Annotated in this window: 19 protein-coding genes; 6 read left to right on the forward strand and 13 right to left on the reverse strand. The window is 71.3% G+C overall.

Annotated elements, in window-relative coordinates; all coding sequences use genetic code 11:
- Positions 1-29 precede the first annotated feature (29 nt).
- The 4 genes from ACFYXE_RS08575 to ACFYXE_RS08590 all read right to left on the reverse strand — a co-directional run bounded on the left by ACFYXE_RS08575 (position 30) and on the right by ACFYXE_RS08590 (position 4,358).
- Complete coding sequence (locus ACFYXE_RS08575) at positions 30-905, reverse strand: carbohydrate ABC transporter permease (RefSeq protein ID WP_389310347.1); 876 nt, start codon at positions 903-905, stop codon at positions 30-32.
- 11 nt (positions 906-916) lie between these two features.
- Positions 917-1,801, reverse strand: coding sequence for a sugar ABC transporter permease (locus ACFYXE_RS08580; RefSeq protein ID WP_361167213.1), 885 nt, complete (start codon positions 1,799-1,801; stop codon positions 917-919).
- Complete coding sequence (locus tag ACFYXE_RS08585) at positions 1,798-3,204, reverse strand: extracellular solute-binding protein (RefSeq protein WP_389310350.1); 1,407 nt, start codon at positions 3,202-3,204, stop codon at positions 1,798-1,800. The genes ACFYXE_RS08580 and ACFYXE_RS08585 overlap by 4 nt, the downstream gene beginning before the upstream one ends.
- 143 nt (positions 3,205-3,347) lie before the next feature.
- Positions 3,348-4,358 (reverse strand): LacI family DNA-binding transcriptional regulator, encoded by a 1,011-nt coding sequence (locus ACFYXE_RS08590; RefSeq protein WP_361167218.1) that lies wholly within the window; start codon positions 4,356-4,358, stop codon positions 3,348-3,350.
- A 241-nt stretch (positions 4,359-4,599) separates the two neighbouring features.
- Here ACFYXE_RS08590 and ACFYXE_RS08595 point away from each other — a divergent pair, with 241 nt between their 5' ends.
- From ACFYXE_RS08595 to ACFYXE_RS08615, 5 genes are all read left to right on the forward strand, one after another.
- Positions 4,600-5,322, forward strand: coding sequence for a FadR/GntR family transcriptional regulator (locus ACFYXE_RS08595; protein WP_389310353.1), 723 nt, complete (start codon positions 4,600-4,602; stop codon positions 5,320-5,322).
- 131 nt (positions 5,323-5,453) lie between these two features.
- Positions 5,454-6,728 carry a CynX/NimT family MFS transporter gene (locus ACFYXE_RS08600; protein WP_389310355.1) on the forward strand — a complete coding sequence of 425 codons (1,275 nt, stop codon included), beginning with the start codon at positions 5,454-5,456 and terminating at the stop codon, positions 6,726-6,728.
- A gap of 75 nt (positions 6,729-6,803) precedes the next feature.
- Positions 6,804-7,661, forward strand: coding sequence for a GNAT family N-acetyltransferase (locus tag ACFYXE_RS08605; RefSeq protein ID WP_361167226.1), 858 nt, complete (start codon positions 6,804-6,806; stop codon positions 7,659-7,661).
- A 120-nt stretch (positions 7,662-7,781) separates the two neighbouring features.
- The gene (locus tag ACFYXE_RS08610; RefSeq protein WP_389310357.1) at positions 7,782-9,683 is read left to right on the forward strand and encodes an ABC transporter ATP-binding protein; all 1,902 of its coding nucleotides are present in this window, start codon (positions 7,782-7,784) and stop codon (positions 9,681-9,683) included.
- Between the two features lie 125 nt (positions 9,684-9,808).
- Positions 9,809-11,017, forward strand: a complete 1,209-nt coding sequence (locus tag ACFYXE_RS08615; protein ID WP_389310359.1) for a metallophosphoesterase — start codon at positions 9,809-9,811, stop codon at positions 11,015-11,017.
- A 60-nt stretch (positions 11,018-11,077) separates the two neighbouring features.
- Here the strand turns inward: ACFYXE_RS08615 and ACFYXE_RS08620 are convergent, their stop codons facing one another.
- The 4 genes from ACFYXE_RS08620 to ACFYXE_RS08635 form a co-directional block, all read right to left on the reverse strand.
- Entirely contained in the window at positions 11,078-11,587 is a 510-nt protein-coding gene (locus ACFYXE_RS08620; RefSeq protein ID WP_389310361.1) for a hypothetical protein, read from the reverse strand.
- Positions 11,588-11,765: 178 nt separating this feature from the next.
- Positions 11,766-12,488 carry a class F sortase gene (locus ACFYXE_RS08625; protein ID WP_389311381.1) on the reverse strand — a complete coding sequence of 241 codons (723 nt, stop codon included), beginning with the start codon at positions 12,486-12,488 and terminating at the stop codon, positions 11,766-11,768.
- Positions 12,489-12,589: 101 nt separating this feature from the next.
- Positions 12,590-13,420, reverse strand: a complete 831-nt coding sequence (locus tag ACFYXE_RS08630; protein ID WP_361167241.1) for a hypothetical protein — start codon at positions 13,418-13,420, stop codon at positions 12,590-12,592.
- A gap of 156 nt (positions 13,421-13,576) precedes the next feature.
- Positions 13,577-13,720, reverse strand: coding sequence for a hypothetical protein (locus tag ACFYXE_RS08635; protein WP_361167244.1), 144 nt, complete (start codon positions 13,718-13,720; stop codon positions 13,577-13,579).
- Positions 13,721-13,924: 204 nt separating this feature from the next.
- On the opposite strand from ACFYXE_RS08635, the gene ACFYXE_RS08640 reads away from it, so the two are divergent.
- Positions 13,925-14,410, forward strand: a complete 486-nt coding sequence (locus ACFYXE_RS08640) for a helix-turn-helix domain-containing protein (RefSeq protein WP_389310364.1) — start codon at positions 13,925-13,927, stop codon at positions 14,408-14,410.
- Positions 14,411-14,503: 93 nt separating this feature from the next.
- Here the strand turns inward: ACFYXE_RS08640 and ACFYXE_RS08645 are convergent, their stop codons facing one another.
- The 5 genes from ACFYXE_RS08645 to ACFYXE_RS08665 form a co-directional block, all read right to left on the reverse strand.
- Positions 14,504-14,869: an STAS domain-containing protein gene (locus ACFYXE_RS08645; RefSeq protein ID WP_389310366.1), complete on the reverse strand. Its 366-nt coding sequence runs from the start codon at positions 14,867-14,869 to the stop codon at positions 14,504-14,506.
- A 210-nt stretch (positions 14,870-15,079) separates the two neighbouring features.
- Positions 15,080-15,970: a sulfotransferase domain-containing protein gene (locus ACFYXE_RS08650; protein WP_389310368.1), complete on the reverse strand. Its 891-nt coding sequence runs from the start codon at positions 15,968-15,970 to the stop codon at positions 15,080-15,082.
- A complete protein-coding gene (locus ACFYXE_RS08655) occupies positions 15,967-17,454 on the reverse strand; it encodes an MFS transporter (RefSeq protein ID WP_389310370.1) in 1,488 nt (495 codons plus the stop codon). Before ACFYXE_RS08655 ends, ACFYXE_RS08650 begins: the two co-directional genes overlap by 4 nt.
- 81 nt (positions 17,455-17,535) lie before the next feature.
- Complete coding sequence (locus ACFYXE_RS08660) at positions 17,536-18,321, reverse strand: class I SAM-dependent methyltransferase (RefSeq protein ID WP_389310372.1); 786 nt, start codon at positions 18,319-18,321, stop codon at positions 17,536-17,538.
- A gap of 44 nt (positions 18,322-18,365) precedes the next feature.
- On the reverse strand, positions 18,366-18,920 hold the full coding sequence (locus ACFYXE_RS08665) for an adenylyl-sulfate kinase (RefSeq protein WP_389310374.1): 555 nt from the start codon (positions 18,918-18,920) through the stop codon (positions 18,366-18,368).

Raw genomic sequence — 18,920 nt, forward strand, 5'->3', positions numbered from 1 at the left:
TTGGGAGGGGCGGTGCGTGCGGCGGCGGGTCAGCCCTTGAGGCTGCCTGCGGTGAGGCCGCTCATGATGTTCCGCTGGAAGATCAGGAAGATGACCAGCGTGGGCAGCGAGGCGATGGCGAGCGCGGCGAGCAGCCAGTTCTCCGAGACGCTGGCGGCCAGTGAGTAGATGCCGACGTTGACGGTCTGCTTGGTCGGGTCCGGCAGGGTGAGCATCGGCCAGAGGAAGTCCTTCCAGACCGCGACCACCGCGAAGATCGACACCACACCGAGGATCGGCCGGGAGATCGGCAGGACCACCGACCGCAGCGTGCGCAGCGGCGAGGCGCCGTCGATGGCGGCGGCGTCGAGCAGCTCGCGCGGGATGGAGTCGAAGAACCGCTTCAGCAGGAAGATGTTGAAGGCGTTGGTGACGGACGGGAGCCAGATCGCCCAGGGCGAGTTGACGAGGTTGCGCTCCACGATCGGCACGTCGAGCACCGTCAGGTACTGCGGTACGACGAGCACGGTCGCCGGGATCATCAGCGTGACGAGCATCGCGCCGAGGATCGCCTTGCCGAGCACGGGACGGAGCTTGGAGAGCGAGTAGGCGGCCGCGACGTCCAGTACCAGCTGGAAGGCGAGGGCGCCGAACGCGTAGTACAGGGTGTTGAGGAGCAGCCGGGCGAGGTCCATCACGCCCCAGGCGTCCGCGTAGTTCTGCGGGTGGACGCTGTCGGGGACGAGGGTGGGCGGTGTCCGGGTGAACTCCTGCGGGGACTTCAGGCCGCTGGTCACCATCCAGTAGAGCGGCCCCACGAAGATCAGCGTGAAGCCGACCAGGACGACGGCGAACACCGTCCAGTAGAGGAACTTGCCGCGCGGTCGGGCCAGTTGGGCCGGTGATATCAGGGTTCTCGTCGTCATGGCCGCCCCGCTCAGTCCTCGCTGCCGGCCCGGCTCAGTCGCGCGTACGCCGCCGAGAACCCGGCGAGCAGTACGAGCAGGACCAGGCCGAGCGCCGCCGCGCTGCCGTAGTTGTTGAAGGTGAACGCGTACTGGTAGATCAGCTGGACGACCGTGAGGGTCGCGCCCTCGGGGCCCGCGCCGCCGGTCAGCAGGAAGGGCTCCACGAAGACCTGCATGGTGGCGATGATCTGCATGAGCAGCATCAGGGAGAGGACGAGGCGGGTCTGCGGGACGGTGACGTGCCAGATCTTGCGGAACACGCCCGCTCCGTCCAGCTCGGCCGCCTCGTACAGCTCGCCGGGGATGCCCTGCAGCGCGGCCAGGTAGATCAGGGTCGCGCCGCCCATGTTCATCCAGGTGGCGGCGATGACCACGGAGAGCATCGCGGTGTCGGTGTCCTGCAGCCACTGCTGCGCGGGCAGTCCGACCGCCCCCAGGAGGCGGTTGAAGAGGCCGTGACCCGGGTCGTAGAAGTACTTGAAGAGGAGCACCGAGGCGACCGGCGGCAGCATCACGGGGAGGTAGACGAGCAGCCGCAGGTAGCCCCGGCCGTGCCGGAACTCGTTGAGGACCAGGGCGACGACGAACGGCACGAGGAAGCCGAGGACGAGCGCGAGGCCGGTGAAGACGAAGGTGTTGCGCCAGGCCTGCCAGAACGCCGGGTCGTTGAAGATGTACGTCAGGTTCGACCAGCCGGCCCAGACCGTCTCGCCGTCCTTGGTCTTCTGGAAGGCCAGGACGAACTCCCTGGCCATCGGGTACCAGGAGAAGAACGCGAAGCACAGGACGGCGCCGATGAGGAACCCGTGCGCGGTGAACTGCCGCTTCACCGACGCCTGCCTGTCGCCCTTCACTGGTTGGCCAGCACCTGGTCGACCTGCTGCTCGGCGGTCTTCAGGAGCTTGTCGGGGTCGGCGTCACGGTTGGTGAGGACGGCCGACATCAGGGTGTCGAGGACCTTGTAGATCTCCTGGGCCTTCGGCGGCTCGGCCTTGCCCCTGACCGGGTGGTCGGTGAAGGCCTTGAAGTTCGCCACCGGCATCGTCGAGCTCGCGGAGCGCGCCTTGTCGTCGGTGGACTTCGTTTCGCCGGTCCAGAAGTTGGGCTGCGGCAGGCCGACCGGGAGGCCGTCCTGCTTGGTGCGGGCCCAGTCGAACTGGCCCTTGCCCGGGGTGAGGAACTTGAAGTTGATCCAGGCGATGGCCGCCTTGATCTTGTCGGGCGAACTGCCCTTCTTGATCATGTAGTCGTTGCCGCCGAAGAGCGTGGCCTTCTGGCCGGGCATCGGGCCCATCCCGAAGTCCCCGTACTTGGCGCCGAGGTTCTGCACCATGTACGTGATGTCGTCGGGCGCGGCGAGGAACATCCCGAGCTTGTCGGCGGCCATCTGCTTCTGCAGGTCGCCCCACTTGAGCAGCTGCGTCTTGCCCATGCTGTCGTCGTCCCAGCGCATGGCCTTGAGGTTGTCGACGATCTGGCGGCCGGTGGCGTTGTTGAACGCGGCCTTGGTGCCGCCGCCGTCGACGATGTCGCCGCCGAGGCCGTAGGTGGCGGCGGTGAAGTGCCAGCCGCCGTTGTTGCCCGCGCTGTACTCGCCGAAGCCCGCGACCCCGTCGCCGAGGGCGGCGATCTTCTTGGCGGCGGCGCGGACCTCCTTCCAGGTGGTCGGCGGCGAGTTCGGGTCGAGGCCCGCGCGCTTGAACAGCTTGCGGTTGATGAGCAGGCCCATCGTGTAGTTGCTGTAGGGCAGGCCGTAGAGCTTGTCGTCCTTCTTCAGGACGCCGAGGACGTTCGGGTCCATGTCGCCGAGCGCCGGGACGCTCTTGTCGTTGACGTAGGCGCTGATGTCCTGCGCGCCGTTGTTGTCGAGGACCTGCTGGAGGTCCGTGAAGTACGTGTAGAAGACGTCGGGCTGGGACTTCGCCTTGAGCATCGCGGTGAAGCGGGGCGGCTCCAGGCAGGGGTCGGTCTGCTTCCCCTGGATCGTGACGTTCGGGTACTTCGCGTTGAACGCCTTGACGTCCTCTTTCCACTGCTTGAGCTCGGCCTTCTCGGCGGCCGGCGGCATGCAGTCGATGGTGAGCGTCACCTTCGTCTTCGGGTCCAGCGGCGCGGCGGCGTCGGCGGAGGTTCCGCCGCTGTCGTCGGAGCCACCCCCGTCGCTGCTGCTGGTGCCGCAGGCCGTGAGGGTGGTCAGGGCGAGAGCGAGTGTGGAGACAAGAGTGACTGCGGTCCGGGAGCTGCGAGAGCTTCTCATCGGGGACCCCTTCACGGACGGAGTGACGGCACGCACGGTGGGCGGCGCTTACTCAAGCACCGCCCACAGAAGTCCGCAATATGTCGCGCGAAAAATGAAAGAAATGGACAGTCGGGGGTCAGGGGTCGGCGATCAGCCGGCGGTCACTCCCGGGGGGCCTGTCCCGTCGACCCGCGCACCACCAGCTCCGGCTCGAACAGCAGCTCCTCGGTGGGTGCCGCGCTGCCCGCGATCTGCAGCGTGAGCAGTTCGACGGCGGCCCGGCCCATCGCCTCGATGGGCTGGCGCACGGTGGTCAGGGGCGGCTCGGTGCAGTTCATGAACGCCGAGTCGTCGAAGCCGACCACCGACACGTCGTCCGGCACGGCGAGGCCGCGGCGGCGCGCGGCCCGCACCGCGCCGAGGGCGAGCGGGTCGCTGGCGCAGACGACACCGGTGACACCGTCGTCGAGCAGCCGGGAGGCCGCCGCCTGCCCGCCCTCCAGGGAGAACATCGCCCGCGCCACGTGCGCGTCGGGCAGCTCCTCGCCGAACTGGTGGGCCAGCGCGCGGGCCGCGGCGAGCTTGCGCTGCGAGGGCATGTGGTCGGCGGGGCCGAGCACCAGGCCGATGCGGCGGTGACCCAGCGAGGAGAGGTGCCGCCAGGCCTGCTCGACCGCGACCGCGTCGTCGCAGGACACGGCGGGGAAACCGAGCCGCTCGATCGCCGCGTTGACCAGCACCACCGGGATCTTGCGCGCGGCGAGGCGCTTGTAGTGCTCGTGCTCCGCGTCCGCCTGCGCGTACAGACCGCCGGCGAACACCACGCCGGAGACCTGTTGCTGGAGCAGCAGCTCCACGTAGTCGGCCTCGGAGACGCCGCCCTTGGTCTGGGTGCACAGGACCGGGGTCAGGCCCTGCTGGGCGAGGGCCCCTCCGATGACCTCGGCGAAGGCGGGGAAGATCGGGTTCTGCAGTTCGGGCAGGACCAGGCCGACGAGCCGGGCCCGCTCGCCGCGCAGCTGGGTCGGCCGTTCGTATCCCAGCACGTCGAGGGCGGAGAGCACGGACTGGCGGGTCGCCTCGGAAACGCCGGGTTTGTTGTTGAGCACTCGGCTGACCGTGGCCTCGCTGACCCCGACCTTCCGTGCCACCTGAGCAAGTCGTCGCGTCATACACGCAAGATTAGTGCAAGTCTTGCGGCCTGTTTGCGCCGTCACGGAATCCGTGCGAAATCCCCGACGAAATCCCGGGAGCCCGCCTGACGGCGGCATCGTTTGACAGCCGGAAACATGGGATGTTCCCATGCCTGAGAAACATGGGATGTTCCCATGCCTGAGAAACATGGGATGTTCCCATGTATGGCGTCCCGGAGCTCCCCTGCGGACGCGACCGAGAGAAGAAGGTGCCCGTCCCATGCCGCTGCGCAGTGCCGCCCGCACCAACCTCGTCGACCTCGTCATCGCCCAGATGGAGAGCCTCATCACCGACGGCGAATGGCGGGTCGGCGAGAAGATCCCGGCCGAACCGCTCCTGGTGGAACAGCTCGCCGTCGGCCGCAACACCGTGCGCGAGGCCGTCCGCGCCCTCGTCCACACCGGCATGCTCGAACCCCGCCAGGGCGACGGCACCTACGTGCGGGCGAGCAGCGACTTCGGCGCGGCCGTCCAGCGCAGGCTCCGCAGGGCGGGCGTCCTGGAGGCGTACGAGGTCCGCGCCTCCCTGGAGCGCGACGCGGCCCGGTACGCCGCCGAGCGCCGCACCGACGAGGACCTCGCCACGCTGCGGGCCGCCCTCGCCGAGCGGACCCTGGCCTGGGAGAGCGGCAACACGGCCGCGTTCGTCGACGCCGACATGGCCTTCCACCGCACCGTCGCCGACGCGGCGCACAACGGCGTGCTCGCCGAGCTGTACGGACACCTCAGCGACGCCCTGCGCACCACGGTGCAATCCGTCATCGGCGCCCCCGTCCCGGACTCCGTACGCCACCAGCTCGAAGGCCACGAGGCGATCGTCGACGCCATCGAGGCCCGCGACGCCGAGGCCGCCGAGGCCGCGGTGCTCGCCCACCTCGCCGAGGGCATGGCCGCCCTGCGCGAACAGCCGCTGGACGAGCCCGACACCGGCAGCACCACCTGACCCACCGCACCACCTGACCCACCGCACCATCTGACCCACCGCACCACCTGACCCACCGCACCACCCGACCCACCCCGCCACCCGGCCCACCCCGCCACCCGACCCACCGCACCACCCCCCAGGAGCAGCACATGAGTGAGGCAGCACCGGTCACCGCCGGGGCCCCGCACGACAGCACCCCCACGGCCCCGCCCGGCGCGCCGGCCCCCGGCGCCGCCGCGGTGAACGGGCGCCGCGCGCTCTACCTCGCCCTCGGCGTCGTCCTGCTCGCCCTCAACCTGCGCCCCGCCCTCGTCGCCGTCTCCCCGCTCGCCGACACCATCCGCGACGACAGCGGCATGTCGGCCGCGGCGACGAGCCTGCTCACCGCGCTCCCGCTGCTCTGCTTCGGCCTGCTCGCGCCCGTCGCCCCGCGCCTCGGGCGCCGCCTGGGCATGGAGCGCGTGCTGCTCGCCACCATGGTGCTGATCTGCGCGGGCACGGCCCTGCGCCTGCTCGACTCGGTCGTCGCCCTGTTCGCGGGCACCGTCGTCATCGGCGCGGGCATAGCCGTCGCCAACGTCCTGCTGCCCGGCCTCATCAAGCGGGACTTCCCGGCGAAGGCCGGACTCATGACCGGCCTGTACTCGATGTCGCTGTTCGGCGGCGCCGCCCTCGCGGCCGGCGTCACCCTGCCCGTCCAGCAGGCCAGCGGCATGAACTGGCGCACCACCCTGGCCTGTTGGGGCGCCCTCGCGGTCGTCGCGCTGCTCGTGTGGCTGCCGCAGACCCGCTCCCGCACCCGGGTGGGCGCCGCCGCCGCACGCCAGGCCGCGCACCCCGTACGCGGCCTGTGGCGCTCCCCGCTCGCCTGGCAGGTCACCGCGTACATGGGTCTGCAGTCCCTCAACTACTACGCGGCGGCCGCCTGGCTGCCGACCGTCTTCCAGGACGCGGGCATGGCCCCGGGCGACGCGGGCTGGATGCTCTCCTTCTCCTCGCTGCTGGGCATCGCGGGCTCCTTCCTCGCCCCGGTGATCGTCGGCCGGCGGCTGCGCTCCGGCACCCTCGCCGCGCTCGGCGCGGTGCTCTGCGCGCTCGGCTTCGGCGGCATGCTGCTCGCGCCCGTCGGCGGCGCCTACCTGTGGATGACACTGCTCGGCCTCGGCCAGGGCGCGGCCATCAGCCTCGCGCTCCTGTTCGTCGTGCAGCGCGCGCCCGACGTCCGGCACGCCGCACAACTGTCCAGCATGTCCCAGTGTTTCGGCTACATCCTCGCGGCCACCGGACCCACCCTCCTGGGCGCCGTCCACGACCTCTCGCACAGCTGGACGGTGCCGCTCGTACTCCTGCTCGTGCTGCTGGTCCCGCAGGTGGTCGCCGGACTCGGCGCCGCACGGGACCGCCACGTGGCGGGCATCGGCTGACGCCCGGTCGGGCAGGATGCACCCGGTGCGGCTCCTCACGGCGCACCGTGTCGGATCGAGAAGGGTGCATCATCGATGACGGATTCGGCCCCCGGGCGGCTCGTGGTCTCACGGGCGACGCCCGACGACTGGCGCGTGGTGACGGACTGGGCGGCGCGGGAAGGCTGGAACCCCGGCCTCGGCGACGCCCCCGCCTTCTTCGCGCAGGACCCCGACGGGTTCTTCCTCGGACGCCTCGACGGCGAACCGGTCTCCGCGGTCTCCGTGGTCACCTACGGGGACGCGTACGCCTTCCTCGGCTGTTACCTCGTCCGCCCCGACCAGCGGGGCCGGGGCTTCGGCCTCGCCACCTGGCAGGCCGGCCTCGCCCACGCCGGGAGCAGGACCGTCGGCCTGGACGGGGTGCCCGCCCAGCAGGACAACTACCGCCGCTCCGGCTTCGCGTGGCGGCACGGCACCCTGCGCTACATCGGCGTGCTGCCCGCGCTCGACGTGCCCGACCGGCACGTGCGCCCCGTCGAGGCCGCGGGGCTGCGGGCCCTCATGGCGTACGACGGGGCCTGCCTGCCCGCCGACCGGCCACGCTTCCTGGAGTCCTGGCTCGCCGCCCCGGGACACCGGGCCCTCGCCCGCATCGTCGACGGCCGCCTCACCGGGTACGGCGTGATCCGCCCCGGCCACGACGCCCTGCGCGTCGGCCCGCTCTTCGCGGACACCCGCGCCGACGCCGAGGCGCTCCTGGACGCGCTGGCCGCCGACGCGGACGGCACGCCCGTCGCGATGGACGTGCCCGAGACGAACGGCGAGGCCGTCGCCCTGGCCGAGGCCCGCGGCATGAAGCCCACCTTCGACACGGCCCGCATGTACACCGGCCCCACCAGGGACTACGCCGAGCACCGGGTCTTCGGCGTCACCTCGCTCGAACTCGGCTAGCAGCCGCGCGGGCCACCGCGCCCTCTTTCCCGAGAAGAGGGGCGCACCCCGGCCCGCATCGGGTGAAAGAACCGGCCGAGGCTTGACCTCAAGTTTAGTTGAGGTTCTAACGTCTCCCGTATGAGCATGGAAACCACGGCCTGGACGCAGATGTACAGCGTCATGCACGCCCAGCAGGACCAGCGACCATTCGCCCGCGCGACGTTGCGCCGCATCGGCGCCTTCGCGCGGCCCCACCGCCGACGCATCTGGCAGTTCGTGCTGCTGAGCGTCCTGACCGCGCTGCTCGCGGTGGCGACCCCCGTCCTCGCGGGCAAGGTGGTCAGCGCCATCGTATCGGGCGCCGACTCCTCGACCGTCGTCCGTTACGCCCTTCTGATCGCCGCCATCGCCCTGGCCGAGGCGGGCCTCGGACTCGTCGCCCGCTGGCTGTCGGCGAACCTCGGCGAAGGACTCATCCTCGACCTGCGGACCGCCGTCTTCGACCACGTCCAGCGGATGCCCGTCGCCTTCTTCACCCGCACCCGCACGGGCGCCCTGGTCAGCAGGCTCAACAACGACGTGGTGGGCGCGCAGCGCGCGTTCAGCAACACCCTCTCCGGCGTCGTCGGCAACGTGGTCACGCTGCTGCTCACCCTCGTCGTCATGCTGACGCTGTCCTGGCAGATCACCCTGCTCGCCCTCGTCCTGCTGCCGGTCTTCGTCATCCCCGCCCGCCGGATGGGCTCCCGGATGGCCAGGCTCCAGCGCGAGGCGGCACACCACAACGCGGCCATGGGGACGCGAATGACCGAGCGCTTCTCCGCCCCCGGCGCCACCCTCATCAAGCTCTTCGGCCGGCCCGGCGACGAGTCCGCGGAGTTCGCCGCGCGCGCCCACCGGGTGCGGGACATCGGCGTCCGTACCGCCATGGCACAGTCCGCCTTCATCACCGCGCTCACCCTCGTGTCGGCCCTCGCCCTCGCGCTCGTCTACGGCCTCGGCGGCTACTTCGCCCTCGAGGGCACCCTGGAGGCGGGCGCCGTCGTCGCGCTGGCCCTGCTGCTCACCCGGCTCTATGCGCCCCTGACCTCGCTGGCCGGCGCGCGGGTCGAGGTCATGAGCGCACTCGTCAGCTTCGAGCGGGTCTTCGAGGTCCTCGACCTCAAGCCGCTCATCGAGGAGAAGGACGAGCCGGTGCCGGTGCCCGAGGGGCCCGTCGCCATCGAGTTCGACGACGTGCGTTTCGGCTACCCGTCCGCCGACAAGGTCTCCCTCGCCTCGCTCGAAGAGGTCGCCTCGCTCGACACCCGCGGCGGCGAGGAGGTCCTGCACGGCCTGTCCTTCCGCGCCGAACCGGGCCAGACCATCGCGCTCGTCGGCTCCTCCGGCGCGGGCAAGTCGACCATCGCGCAGCTCCTGCCCCGCCTCTACGACACCGACGGGGGCGCCGTGCGGATCGGCGGCGTCGACGTCCGGGACCTGTCGGCCGCATCCCTGCGGGCCACCCTCGGCATGGTCACCCAGGACGGCCACCTCTTCCACGAGTCCGTCCGCGCCAACCTGCTCCTCGCCAAGCCCGGGGCGGGCGAGGACGAGCTGTGGGACGTGCTGCGCCGCGCCCGCCTCGAAGAGCTCGTCCACTCCCTGCCCGACGGCCTCGACACCGTCGTCGGCGAGCGCGGCTACCGCCTCTCCGGCGGCGAACGACAGCGCATGACCATCGCCCGGCTGCTCCTCGCGGGACAGCGGGTCGTCATCCTCGACGAGGCGACGGCGCACCTCGACAACACGTCCGAGGCCGCGGTCCAGGAGGCCCTCGCCGAGGCACTCGAAGGCCGCACCGCCGTGGTGATCGCCCACCGGCTCTCCACGGTGCGCTCCGCCGACCAGATCCTCGTCGTCGAGGCCGGCCGGATCGTGGAGCGCGGCACGCACGACGCACTGCTCGACCTGCACGGGCGGTACGCGGAGCTCTACCGCACGCAGTTCGCCAAGGGGACGGAGCCCGCGGATGCGGTGGACGTCGTGGAGGCGGCCTGACCTGCGCCGGCCCCGCCGCGGGGGCGGGGCCGACGCGCTCCCGGCCCGCGAGCCGTGTCCATTCGTCCACCAGGAGTTCATCGGTTCCCCACCATCCACACGCGCTCATGTGGGAGAAACCCTCCATGTGCGATGACGAGTTGATACCACCGCGTGCGGACCTCACCGAGGATCAGTGGCTGCGGGCCGATCCGGCCCTCGCCGAGGGGCCGGTGGGGGAGCGGGTCAGCCAGATGCGGGCGCCGCGACGCCGGACCGTGCTCGGCGGCGTGGTGGCGGGAGCGGCGGCGCTGACCGCCCTCGGCGGGGCGCAGACCCCCGCGGCCGCTGCCGCCCGCACCGGCAAGTTCCCGCTGCCGGCCGCCCCGAACCGGGCGGGGGAGTACGCGGTGCTTCTGACCGGCGACGCCGGCACGGGCGAGGAGGCACAGCACGCGGTGGCCGCCGCGGCCCGCGAGGTGTGCCGCGCCGAGGGCGTCGGCCTCGCGGTCGGCCTCGGCGACAACATCTACGAGAACGGCCCCGAGTCCGCCGACGACTCGGAGTTCCGCACCAAGTTCGAGGACCCCAACTCCGGTGTGGACCTGCCGTGGTTGATGGTCCTCGGCAACCACGACTGCTCGGGCCTCATCCCGGGCAGCGGCGGCGACCCCTCGCGCGGTGACCGCGAGGTCGGCTACGCGCAGGGCTCCCCGCGCTGGTACATGCCGAGCCGCTACTACAACGTCGCACTGCCCGCCACGGACGCCCCCGGCGCCGACCCGCTGGTGGAGTTCTTCGCCCTCGACACCAACCCCGTCTCCTCGTACGTGGTCCAGACGGACCCGCACTACCGGTGGAACGGCCCCTACATGCGCGACCAGCGGGCCTGGCTGGACCGGTCGCTCGCCGCCTCGCGGGCCCGCTGGAAGATCGTGCTCGGCCACCACCCGTACCTGAACAACGGCAAGCATGGCAGCGCCGGTTCGTACGACGGCTTCGTGATCGGCAACTACACCAGCGGCATCCACCTCAAGGAGCTGTACGAGGAGGTGGTGTGCGGGCGCGCCGACGTGATCCTCTCCGGACACGACCACACGCTGCAGATCCTGGAGCCCACGGCGCGCACCCGCGGCACCCGCCAGATCGTGTGCGGCGCGGCCGCCAAGTCCGGTGACGGCAAGGCCCACTTCGACCATCCGTCGACCTGGCAGAACTTCTCCGACCACGGCTTCATGGTGCTGAAGGTGTCGCAGCGCGCGATGACCGTCGAGGCCTACACGGTCGACGTCGCCACGCGCACGGCCCGGCTGGCCCACCGCACGCGCACGGCGTCGCGGCCGGTCCACGCGTGAGGCGTCGGGGGCCGGGCCGGCCGATCCCGGCCCGGCCCCCGCACCCCGGCCGCAGCCGGGTCAGCAACCGCCGCAGTTGTAGTACAGGACGTCCCAGTGGTTGCCCTCGTCGGCGTAGATGTTGCCGGAGCCGGACTTGTACTGCGCGGCGCCGTCGCCGCGCGGGCCGATGTAGGTGAACGTGTTCTTCACGTAGTTGGTGACGCACGAGGTCTTGCCGAAGTCGAGCTTGTACCCGTTCCAGTGCGAGTACGTCCCGCTCGCGTGCCCGGTCTCGGTGCCGCCGGTGATGTTGAGGGCGCAGCCGCTGGCGCGCTTGAGCGTCTGGGCGCCCTGCGCGGTAGCGAGGTTGAGCTGGTCGAAGGACGTACAGGTCGGGTTGTTGCGGTTCGAGCAGCCGCCGGACGACGTCCAGGTGACCCCCGCGGTACGGAACATCGAGGTCGCGGTGGCATGACTGATCTTCGTGGCGGCGAAGGCGTCGGAGGCCGAGGTGAGGACACCGAAGCCGGGTGCGACGAGGGCCCCGGAGGCGAGCGCGAACGCGGTGAGCGCAGAGCGGATGCGCATGGTGTGGTTCCTTCCTGCTGGTGACCGTGCTGACGACGGGACGGCTGGGCCGCAGGGGATGCCGGATGCGGGTGGAGCAAGGAGATGGTGCCCGCATCCGCGCGCCGGAACCAGAGGACAAACGGGGCCGAAGGCCAACGGGATCCGTCGGCGGGGGTATGGGGGGTGGCGCCGGTGCTCAGGTACGGGTCTTGGTGAGGGTCGCGTAGACGACGACGTTGTCGGAGTACCGCCGGTCCGCCGCCGAGTAGTCGCCGCCGCAGGTGATCAGGCGCAGACCGGCATGGTCGAGGTTCCGGTAGACGTCGACCGTGGGGAACTTGTCCTTGGGGTACTGCGCCACCCGGTCGACGGTGAACGTCGCGGAGACCCCGTCCTTGCGGTCCACGACGACGGTGTCGCCCTTCTTCAGCTTGGCGAGGTCGAAGAAGACCGCGCGGGTGCCGTTCCAGGTGACGTGTCCTGCGATGACGGCGGGGCCCTTGGCGCCGGGGGCGGGACCGGGGCGGTACCAGCCCGCCTTGGCCGGGTCGCGCGGTGTCTCCATCTCCTTGCGCGCGTCCAGGCCGAGCCGTTCCAGCGAGGACGACACGTCGAGCGAGGGGATGGCCACCCGCACCGGATCCGATGCCGCGAGCGGCGCGGGGAGGTCGCGTCCGTCCGGACCGCCCCGCGCCGGCGACTCCTTCCCGGCCGTCCCGGGGCGGCCGGATGCCGTCCCGGAGGTGTCGTCGCCGCGCGGCGGACCCGGCGGGGCGGGCTCCTGCCGGCCCAGCCCCGCCACCAGCAGTGCCGTGCCGACGGCGAGCAGGGCGAAGGCCGCCGCGGCCAGGCCGAGCCGCCACCGCCGGGCCCCGCGCGCCGTCGCACTCCGCCCGGTCTTCCCGGCCCGCCCCGGCATCCTCATGATCAGCCTCGCCTCCCCGCGTGTCGTGTGCCGCGCGCCCGCCCGGTGCGGGACGCCGTCGGCCTTTCAGGCCGGACGACCGGCCCGTGGTCCGGTCAGCCGTCCGCCGGTGTCGAGCGGCGGCCGCTGCCCTGGCGGCGTACGGCGAACAGGCCGCCCGCGGCGAGCAGCGCGGCCGCCCCTCCCGCGATCAGGCCCGGTGACTCGATGCCCTGGGTGGAGCCGGTCCCGGTCTCCACGCCGCCGACGGGCATGGAGCCCACGGCCGCGCCCTTGACCATCCCGCAGTCGGCGGGGGCCGTGGCCTCCTGGGGCAGCTTGGGGTCGAGCTCGCTCTTGCCCTTGCCGAAGTCGTACTTGCCGTTGCTGTTCGGGTCGATGCCGTGCTGGACCACGTGCAGGTCCTTGATGTGGTCGGCGACCTTCTGGGACACGGTGATGGTCCGCGAGTAGGACAGCGTGCCGTCCTTCTTGGCGGCGGGCATCCGGTCCACGGCCAGGCCGCTCTTCTTGGAGGTGTCGCCCTTGGTGGTCAGGGAGATGTTGATGTCCCCGTAGGCGGGCAGTCCCTCGGCGGTGGTCACGATGCCGTCGCCGTTCTTGTCCGCGCTCGCGTCCGGGCAGTGGAAGTCGTGCCCGTCGGTCGAGCCGTGGATGTGCTGGGCGTGCGGCTGCCCGGGGACGAGCCCCTTGGCCTCTATCTTCACGGTCATCTTGGTGCCGTCCAGGCTGAGCAGGACGGTGCCCTGCGCGCCGGACTTGTTGAGCTGTTCCAGATTGATCTGGTACGCCTGCTCGGCCGACGCCGAGGCGGAGTGTCCGGAGGCGTGCCCGTCATGGGCGAGCGCGGGCGCCGCCGTTGCCAGGCAGAACGCCGAGGGCAGGGCCAGCAGTGCTGTCGTTCGGACGGTGCGCTGAGCTGTCACGATCCGGCATCCCCTTCCGAGGCCCAACTGAACTGATATCGGGCCGAGTTCGGTCATTGATGCCTCTGATCCGGAGCCGCTCCGGGCGCGGATTGGTCGCAGTCCGATCGAATGTGAAAAATCTTGTACGACCGGCCCCTTTCGGCCGGAGCTTGCTCAGTGCGCGCCCGCTCCGTACTCCGCGTGCGCGACCACCCGGCCGTCGCCGAACGCCTCGGAGGGCGGCGGTGCGGGGAACGTCCCCCTGCGTGCTTCCGCCCTCAGGCGGGCCATCAGCTCGTCGAACTCCTCGTCCGTCACCGCACTCACCTCACACCGTCTCTTCACTGGTGATTCGTCGCCGGCGGGCCCACGGATGGGTCGTGTGCACGATTGTGACTCCGGTGCCGACCGTGCGCAGCGGCACTGCGGGGGAGCGGCTTGCCCCCGGGGTGAGGTGGGGCCATTCGGGGGATCTTTCACCCCTGCCCGTACGGTCCGCATCGGGCGGATTGTCGTATGACCATGAACTCCACGAACCTCGCCGTCGTCCCGTCCTCGACACGCACCGTGATCCCCGCACGCGCGCCGCGCACCACCCCGCTTCCGCCGCCCGCCGAGCGGCGCCGGGTGCGTGAGCAGTGGGGTCTCACCCCGCACCAGGTGGCCGCCGCCTTCGGCGTCACGGCCGCGACGGTCCGCTCCTGGGAGGCGGGCAGGACCGCGCCGGTCGGCGCGCGCCGCGCCGCGTACGCGCAGTTCCTGCGGGGCCTTGCCGCATCGCCGCTCCCGCGCAGCCGCCCCCGGCCCGCGGGCCCCCGGGTCCTCACCCCGACTCCCGTCGCGATGCGGCCGGGCGCGGCCCCGACGGTGTACGGGCGGCCGGTTCTGGGACCGCCCGACCCGGTCTGCGCCCGCCGCGTGCGCAGACTGCGGCGCGTGGCCCTCGGGGTCGTGATGTGGGGCGCCTTCGTGCACCTGATGGTGACGGCTCCGCTGCCGCTGGGCTGATGTCCGGGTGCCTGGGTGCCGCGTGCGCGCCCCGCGTGTGCCCGGCACCGATCCTCGGCCGCCCGCGCCGAGCGGCAGGGCCACTTCGCGGGTTCAGCTCCGCTCCGCCCCTTCGGGCCTCTCGGCGGGCCCGGGCGGAGCGGTGGCGGGAGGCGGGGAGAGGCCGAGCTGTTCGGCGGTGCGGGTGTGGTCGACGAGCCGGGCCAGCAGGGGCCGCAGCGGACCGCGCAGCTCGAAGACCGCACCCGCCCGCACCACCTCGGCCTGGGCCTGGAGCAGGGCACGGATGCCCACGCAGTCGCAGAACGACACCTCGTCCAGGGCGATCAGGACGCGGGCCGGGCGGGCGTCCAGACACGAGCGGACCGCCTCGTACAGGACACCGACGGTGCTGAGGTCCATCTCCCCGGACAGGGAGATCGTGCCCTGCTCCGCCAGCACTGCCGTCTCGGCACGCAACTGACCCCACTCATGCGGAACCGAAATCTGACTGCCCCTTCCGGTATGGCTGCCCCCACGGTCACCGTGACGGCCATGGGACTCATGGAACCGATCCAGGGCGCCCCGCACGGCGACGCGCCACGAGGGCGGGTGGTCCGCGGGGCAAGGGACGAAACACGCCCGGGGGAATGTCCGCCGCACGGGTTATCTGTCGACCGTGCGCTCGATTCAGGTGGCCGCGGTGAGCCGGTAGCCGAAGCGTTCGGCCACGTCCGCGATGTCCCCGGTCGCGAATTTCCGGCGCAGGCTCGACGTCATCCAGCCCTGCCATTCGTTGGGGGTTCCGCTGCGCATGATGCGGGTCCTCGCCATCGGCGCGCGGGCCTCGTTGTCCGGGTGTTTCTCCTCGTGGGAGCGCATCTTGTCGAAACTGCTCTGCTCCACGGCCCGCACGAGTGCGGCCTCGTCCGTCTCGATGCCGAGTTCCCCGAGGCTCCTGCGCAGCGCGGGCACCGGGTCCTGCTTGAGGTCCTCGAAGGTCGTGACGGTGGTGCGCCGGAACCGGTCGCGTGCCGCGCCCCAGGCGTCGTAGAAGGAGGCCCAGTCGTCGAGGCGGTCGTGCCCGGTGGGACCCGGCTGTTCCAGCCACTCCTCGAAGCTGCCGGCCCGCAGGTCCAGGGGGTCCTTGGCGAAGTCGGTGCGGAACTTGTGCCACGAGTAGAGGGAGTCGCGCGGGTCGCGCACCAGGATCCATGCCCCGAGCAGCGGCCGGTGTGCCAGGAAGTCCGGGGTGAGGTGCGTCTTCACGAAGCGCGGCCAGCGCGCCCCGTGCGCGTCGGCCTCGGCCCAGTCGGTGCGGTCGGTGGCGGACAGCCTGCTGCGGTAGTCGGCGTACGCGGGGTCGGGCCTGCTGCTGCCGTCCGCGCTCAGGCAGTCGATGTACGGATCCGCGTAGTTGAGCCCCAGCTCCAGCAGGATGTTGCCGAGCAGCGACTGTCCGGATCCCCCGATGCTGGCGACCGCGATGTCCTGGTCGCCGAGCTCCTTGAGGTTCTCCTGGTAGAGGGCGCTGTAGCGGTCCTGTATCCCGTGCAGAAGGTAGTGGATCTTCTCGCTCATTCCTCTCCCCTTGTCGTTGTCCCGGAGGCGCGTTCCCGGGTCGTCGTCGGGCCGGTGGTGGCGTGCCCCGCCGGTGGCTCCCGGGAGTCACCGAGCACGGCGACCAGCAGCCCGCCGAGGACCGAGACCACCGCCGCGACGAGGAACGCCAGTTGATATCCCGCGGTCAGGGCCGACGCGTGACTCGTGGCCGTCATGGAACCGGCTCGTGCCGCGGCGACGCTGCCGAGACCGGCGACGGCGAAGACGCCCGCGACGTACTTGGCGGTCTCGAAGACGCCGTATCCCACGCCCTTGTCGCGCGCGGCCACGTCCTTCCCCGCGGCGACGTTGAAGGCGACCGCGCCCACCACGGTTCCGAGGCCCAGCAGCAGCATGCTCGGCAGGATGTGCGGCACGTAGGCGCTGCCCCGCCCGGCCAGGGCGAGCAGGGCGAGCCCCGCGGCGCTGACGAACTGGGCGACGGCCGCGACCACCGTCCAGCGGTAGCGGCGCAGCAGGCGGCTGGCCAGGGAGGAGCCGACCAGGACCACCACGCCCAGGGGGCTGAAGGCGAGACCGGCGATCAGCGGGCTGTAGCCGAGGGCCTGCTGGAAGAAGAGCAGCCCGATGAAGACGCTGCCCTGGTACGCGAACTCGTTGGCGGGCATGGCGAGCACGGCCGTGCGGAAGGACGGCACGCGCAGCATGCCGAGCCGCAGCAGGGGCGTGTCCGTCCTGCGTTCGTGGCGGAAGAACCCGGCGAACGCGACGACGGACAGGGCCAGCGGGCCGAGGGTGCCCGGCGAGAGCAGGCCGCTCTGCTCGGTGTGCGTGATGGCGAAGACCAGCAGCATGAGACCGGCCATGGACAGCGCCACACCCGGCAGGTCGAGCCCGCCGGTCCGGGCGCTCCGCTGCCGGCTCTCCAGGAGGCGCGGCGCGGCCAGGGCGGCGAGCAGTGCGACGGGCACGGAGAGCAGGAAGACGTACCGCCAGCCGAGGCCTTGCGTGACGACGCCACCGATGACGGCGCCGCCCGCCGCCCCCAGGCCGCCGGCGACCGCCACCGCCGCGAACAGCCGGTTGCGCTCCCCGGGCGACTCCTGCGCGCTGATGATCGCGAAGGACGTCGGGACCGCGAGCGCGGCGCCCGCGCCCTGGAGCATGCGCCCCGTCAGCAGCAGCCACGGCGCGGGGGCGAGTCCGGCCAGCAGCAGACCGGCGATGAAGAGGCCGAGGCCGGTCACGAGCACCGGACGGCGTCCGAACCGGTCGCTGCACCGGCCGCCCAGCAACAGCATGCCGCCCAGCGGGAGGGTGTACGCGGTCATGACCCACTGCGTACCCGCCTGGCCCAGGTCGAAGGTGCGCTGCAGCGCGGGCAGCGCCACGGTGACGACCAGACCGTCGAAGACGACGAGGAAATTGGTCGTGGTGAGCAACGCCGTGAGCAGGAGCGCATGATGACGATGCGTTCGCTGGTCGGTACGGGAGCCAGTCATGTTCCTCGATCCGCCGGACACGGGTGGCCGTGCCGAGTCGCACGATCACCCGTCCGACCATGCTCCGTCGGTGCGGCAGGTTCAAAGGGTGGCGCGCCGGGCGGCCCAGGCGCGGGTGAGATACGTGGTCTCCACCGTTTCCGCGTCGCCGATGCGCTCTCGGGCATGGGCGAGGAAGCGCTCGAACTTCTCCTCGCCGAGCTGCACCCGTACGTCGTTCACCGAGCGCCACACCCCGATGTACTGCTCGACGGTCTGCCGGACTTCGTGGCGCCCCTCCAGGAGGATGACGTCGTCGAACTCGGGGCTGGCGGCCAGCCGGTCCGACAGCTCGTCCATCAGTCCCTGGCGGGCCGACGAGACCCGCTTCATGCCGGGCTTGAGCCGGTCCAGCTCCGCCTCGATGTCCGTGAGCAGCGGGCTCGCCCGCAGATGGCGGGGGTTCCACAGCGCGACGAACCAGCCGCCGGGGCGCAGGACGCGGCCGAACTCCCGCGTCCCCTTGTCGAAGTCCACCCAGTGGAAGGACGAGGCCATGGTGAGCAGATCCGCCGATGCGGACGGCAGACCGGTGTCCTCGCCGCTGCCCGCGCGCCAAGTGATGTTGTGCCGTGCGGAGTCCCGTTTGCCGGTGGCCCGCATCGTCTCGTTCGGGTCGACGGAGGTCACGGAGCGGAAACCGGCCTCGGCGAGCATCCGGCTCCAGATTCCGGTGCCGGCCCCCACGTCGACGGCGTCGCAGGCCTCTGCGGAGCCGCCGAGCAGTCCGGTCAACGCGGAGACGACGGAGGGCGCGTATCCCTCACGGTACTTGGAGTAGTCCTCGGCCAGGCTGGTGAAATCACCGTGCTTGAGTGTCGTGCTCACGTGCGCTTCCTTCCTCGTCAGCGGGTTGTCCCTGCTGTGCCTCGTCAGCGGTTCGTCCCTGCCGTGCAGGCCGTGAGAATGCGAGCGGCTGCGGCGTCGGGGCGCACGGCGGAGAAGTTGGGTATCTGAAGGTCGGGATTCACCGGGAATTCCGGCTGCACGCCGATTCCGACGATCTCCGCGTCGTCCGCCTCGCTGTAGACCCCTTTGCTGTCCCTTTTCTTGAGCTCTTCGAGGGGTACGTCGAGGAACACCTCGAAATAGGGATCGATATTCTCCCTGTTCCACTCGTGCACGTCGTGGAAGAGGGAGATCGTCGAGCAGATGACGAGCTGTCCCTGGCCGGCCAGCATGCGGCTGAAGCGGGCGTAGGTGTAGGCCATCCTGCGTCGGCCCTCGCGGTCGAAGGACCTGGTCTCCCCGATGGCCTCGCGGACGACGTTTCCGTCGAGGTGGACCGGTTTGACGCCGAACCGCCGGATCTTCCGGGCCAGTTCTCTGGACACCGTCGTCTTGCCCGACTCGGCGAGACCGGTCACCCAGATCACGCCGCCCTCGCGCAGCATCGGGGGGACGGCGGTGTGCTCCACAGCAGTCAT

Source organism: Streptomyces sp. NPDC002564, from assembly GCF_042889645.1.
In the GTDB taxonomy this organism is placed as follows: Bacteria; Actinomycetota; Actinomycetes; order Streptomycetales; family Streptomycetaceae; genus Streptomyces.

What these genes read in the sequence shown, in the direction of transcription:
- ACFYXE_RS08575 (WP_389310347.1), bottom strand. Translation starts at nt 905, where the DNA reads ATGACGACGAGAACCCTGATATCACCGGCCCAACTGGCCCGACCGCGC.
- ACFYXE_RS08585 (WP_389310350.1), bottom strand. Translation starts at nt 3,204, where the DNA reads ATGAGAAGCTCTCGCAGCTCCCGGACCGCAGTCACTCTTGTCTCCACA.
- ACFYXE_RS08590 (WP_361167218.1), bottom strand. Translation starts at nt 4,358, where the DNA reads ATGACGCGACGACTTGCTCAGGTGGCACGGAAGGTCGGGGTCAGCGAG.
- ACFYXE_RS08595 (WP_389310353.1), top strand. Translation starts at nt 4,600, where the DNA reads ATGCCGCTGCGCAGTGCCGCCCGCACCAACCTCGTCGACCTCGTCATC.
- ACFYXE_RS08600 (WP_389310355.1), top strand. Translation starts at nt 5,454, where the DNA reads ATGAGTGAGGCAGCACCGGTCACCGCCGGGGCCCCGCACGACAGCACC.
- ACFYXE_RS08605 (WP_361167226.1), top strand. Translation starts at nt 6,804, where the DNA reads ATGACGGATTCGGCCCCCGGGCGGCTCGTGGTCTCACGGGCGACGCCC.
- ACFYXE_RS08610 (WP_389310357.1), top strand. Translation starts at nt 7,782, where the DNA reads ATGAGCATGGAAACCACGGCCTGGACGCAGATGTACAGCGTCATGCAC.
- ACFYXE_RS08615 (WP_389310359.1), top strand. Translation starts at nt 9,809, where the DNA reads ATGTGCGATGACGAGTTGATACCACCGCGTGCGGACCTCACCGAGGAT.
- ACFYXE_RS08620 (WP_389310361.1), bottom strand. Translation starts at nt 11,587, where the DNA reads ATGCGCATCCGCTCTGCGCTCACCGCGTTCGCGCTCGCCTCCGGGGCC.
- ACFYXE_RS08625 (WP_389311381.1), bottom strand. Translation starts at nt 12,488, where the DNA reads ATGCCGGGGCGGGCCGGGAAGACCGGGCGGAGTGCGACGGCGCGCGGG.
- ACFYXE_RS08640 (WP_389310364.1), top strand. Translation starts at nt 13,925, where the DNA reads ATGAACTCCACGAACCTCGCCGTCGTCCCGTCCTCGACACGCACCGTG.
- ACFYXE_RS08650 (WP_389310368.1), bottom strand. Translation starts at nt 15,970, where the DNA reads ATGAGCGAGAAGATCCACTACCTTCTGCACGGGATACAGGACCGCTAC.
- ACFYXE_RS08655 (WP_389310370.1), bottom strand. Translation starts at nt 17,454, where the DNA reads ATGACTGGCTCCCGTACCGACCAGCGAACGCATCGTCATCATGCGCTC.
- ACFYXE_RS08665 (WP_389310374.1), bottom strand. Translation starts at nt 18,920, where the DNA reads ATGACTGCTGTGGAGCACACCGCCGTCCCCCCGATGCTGCGCGAGGGC.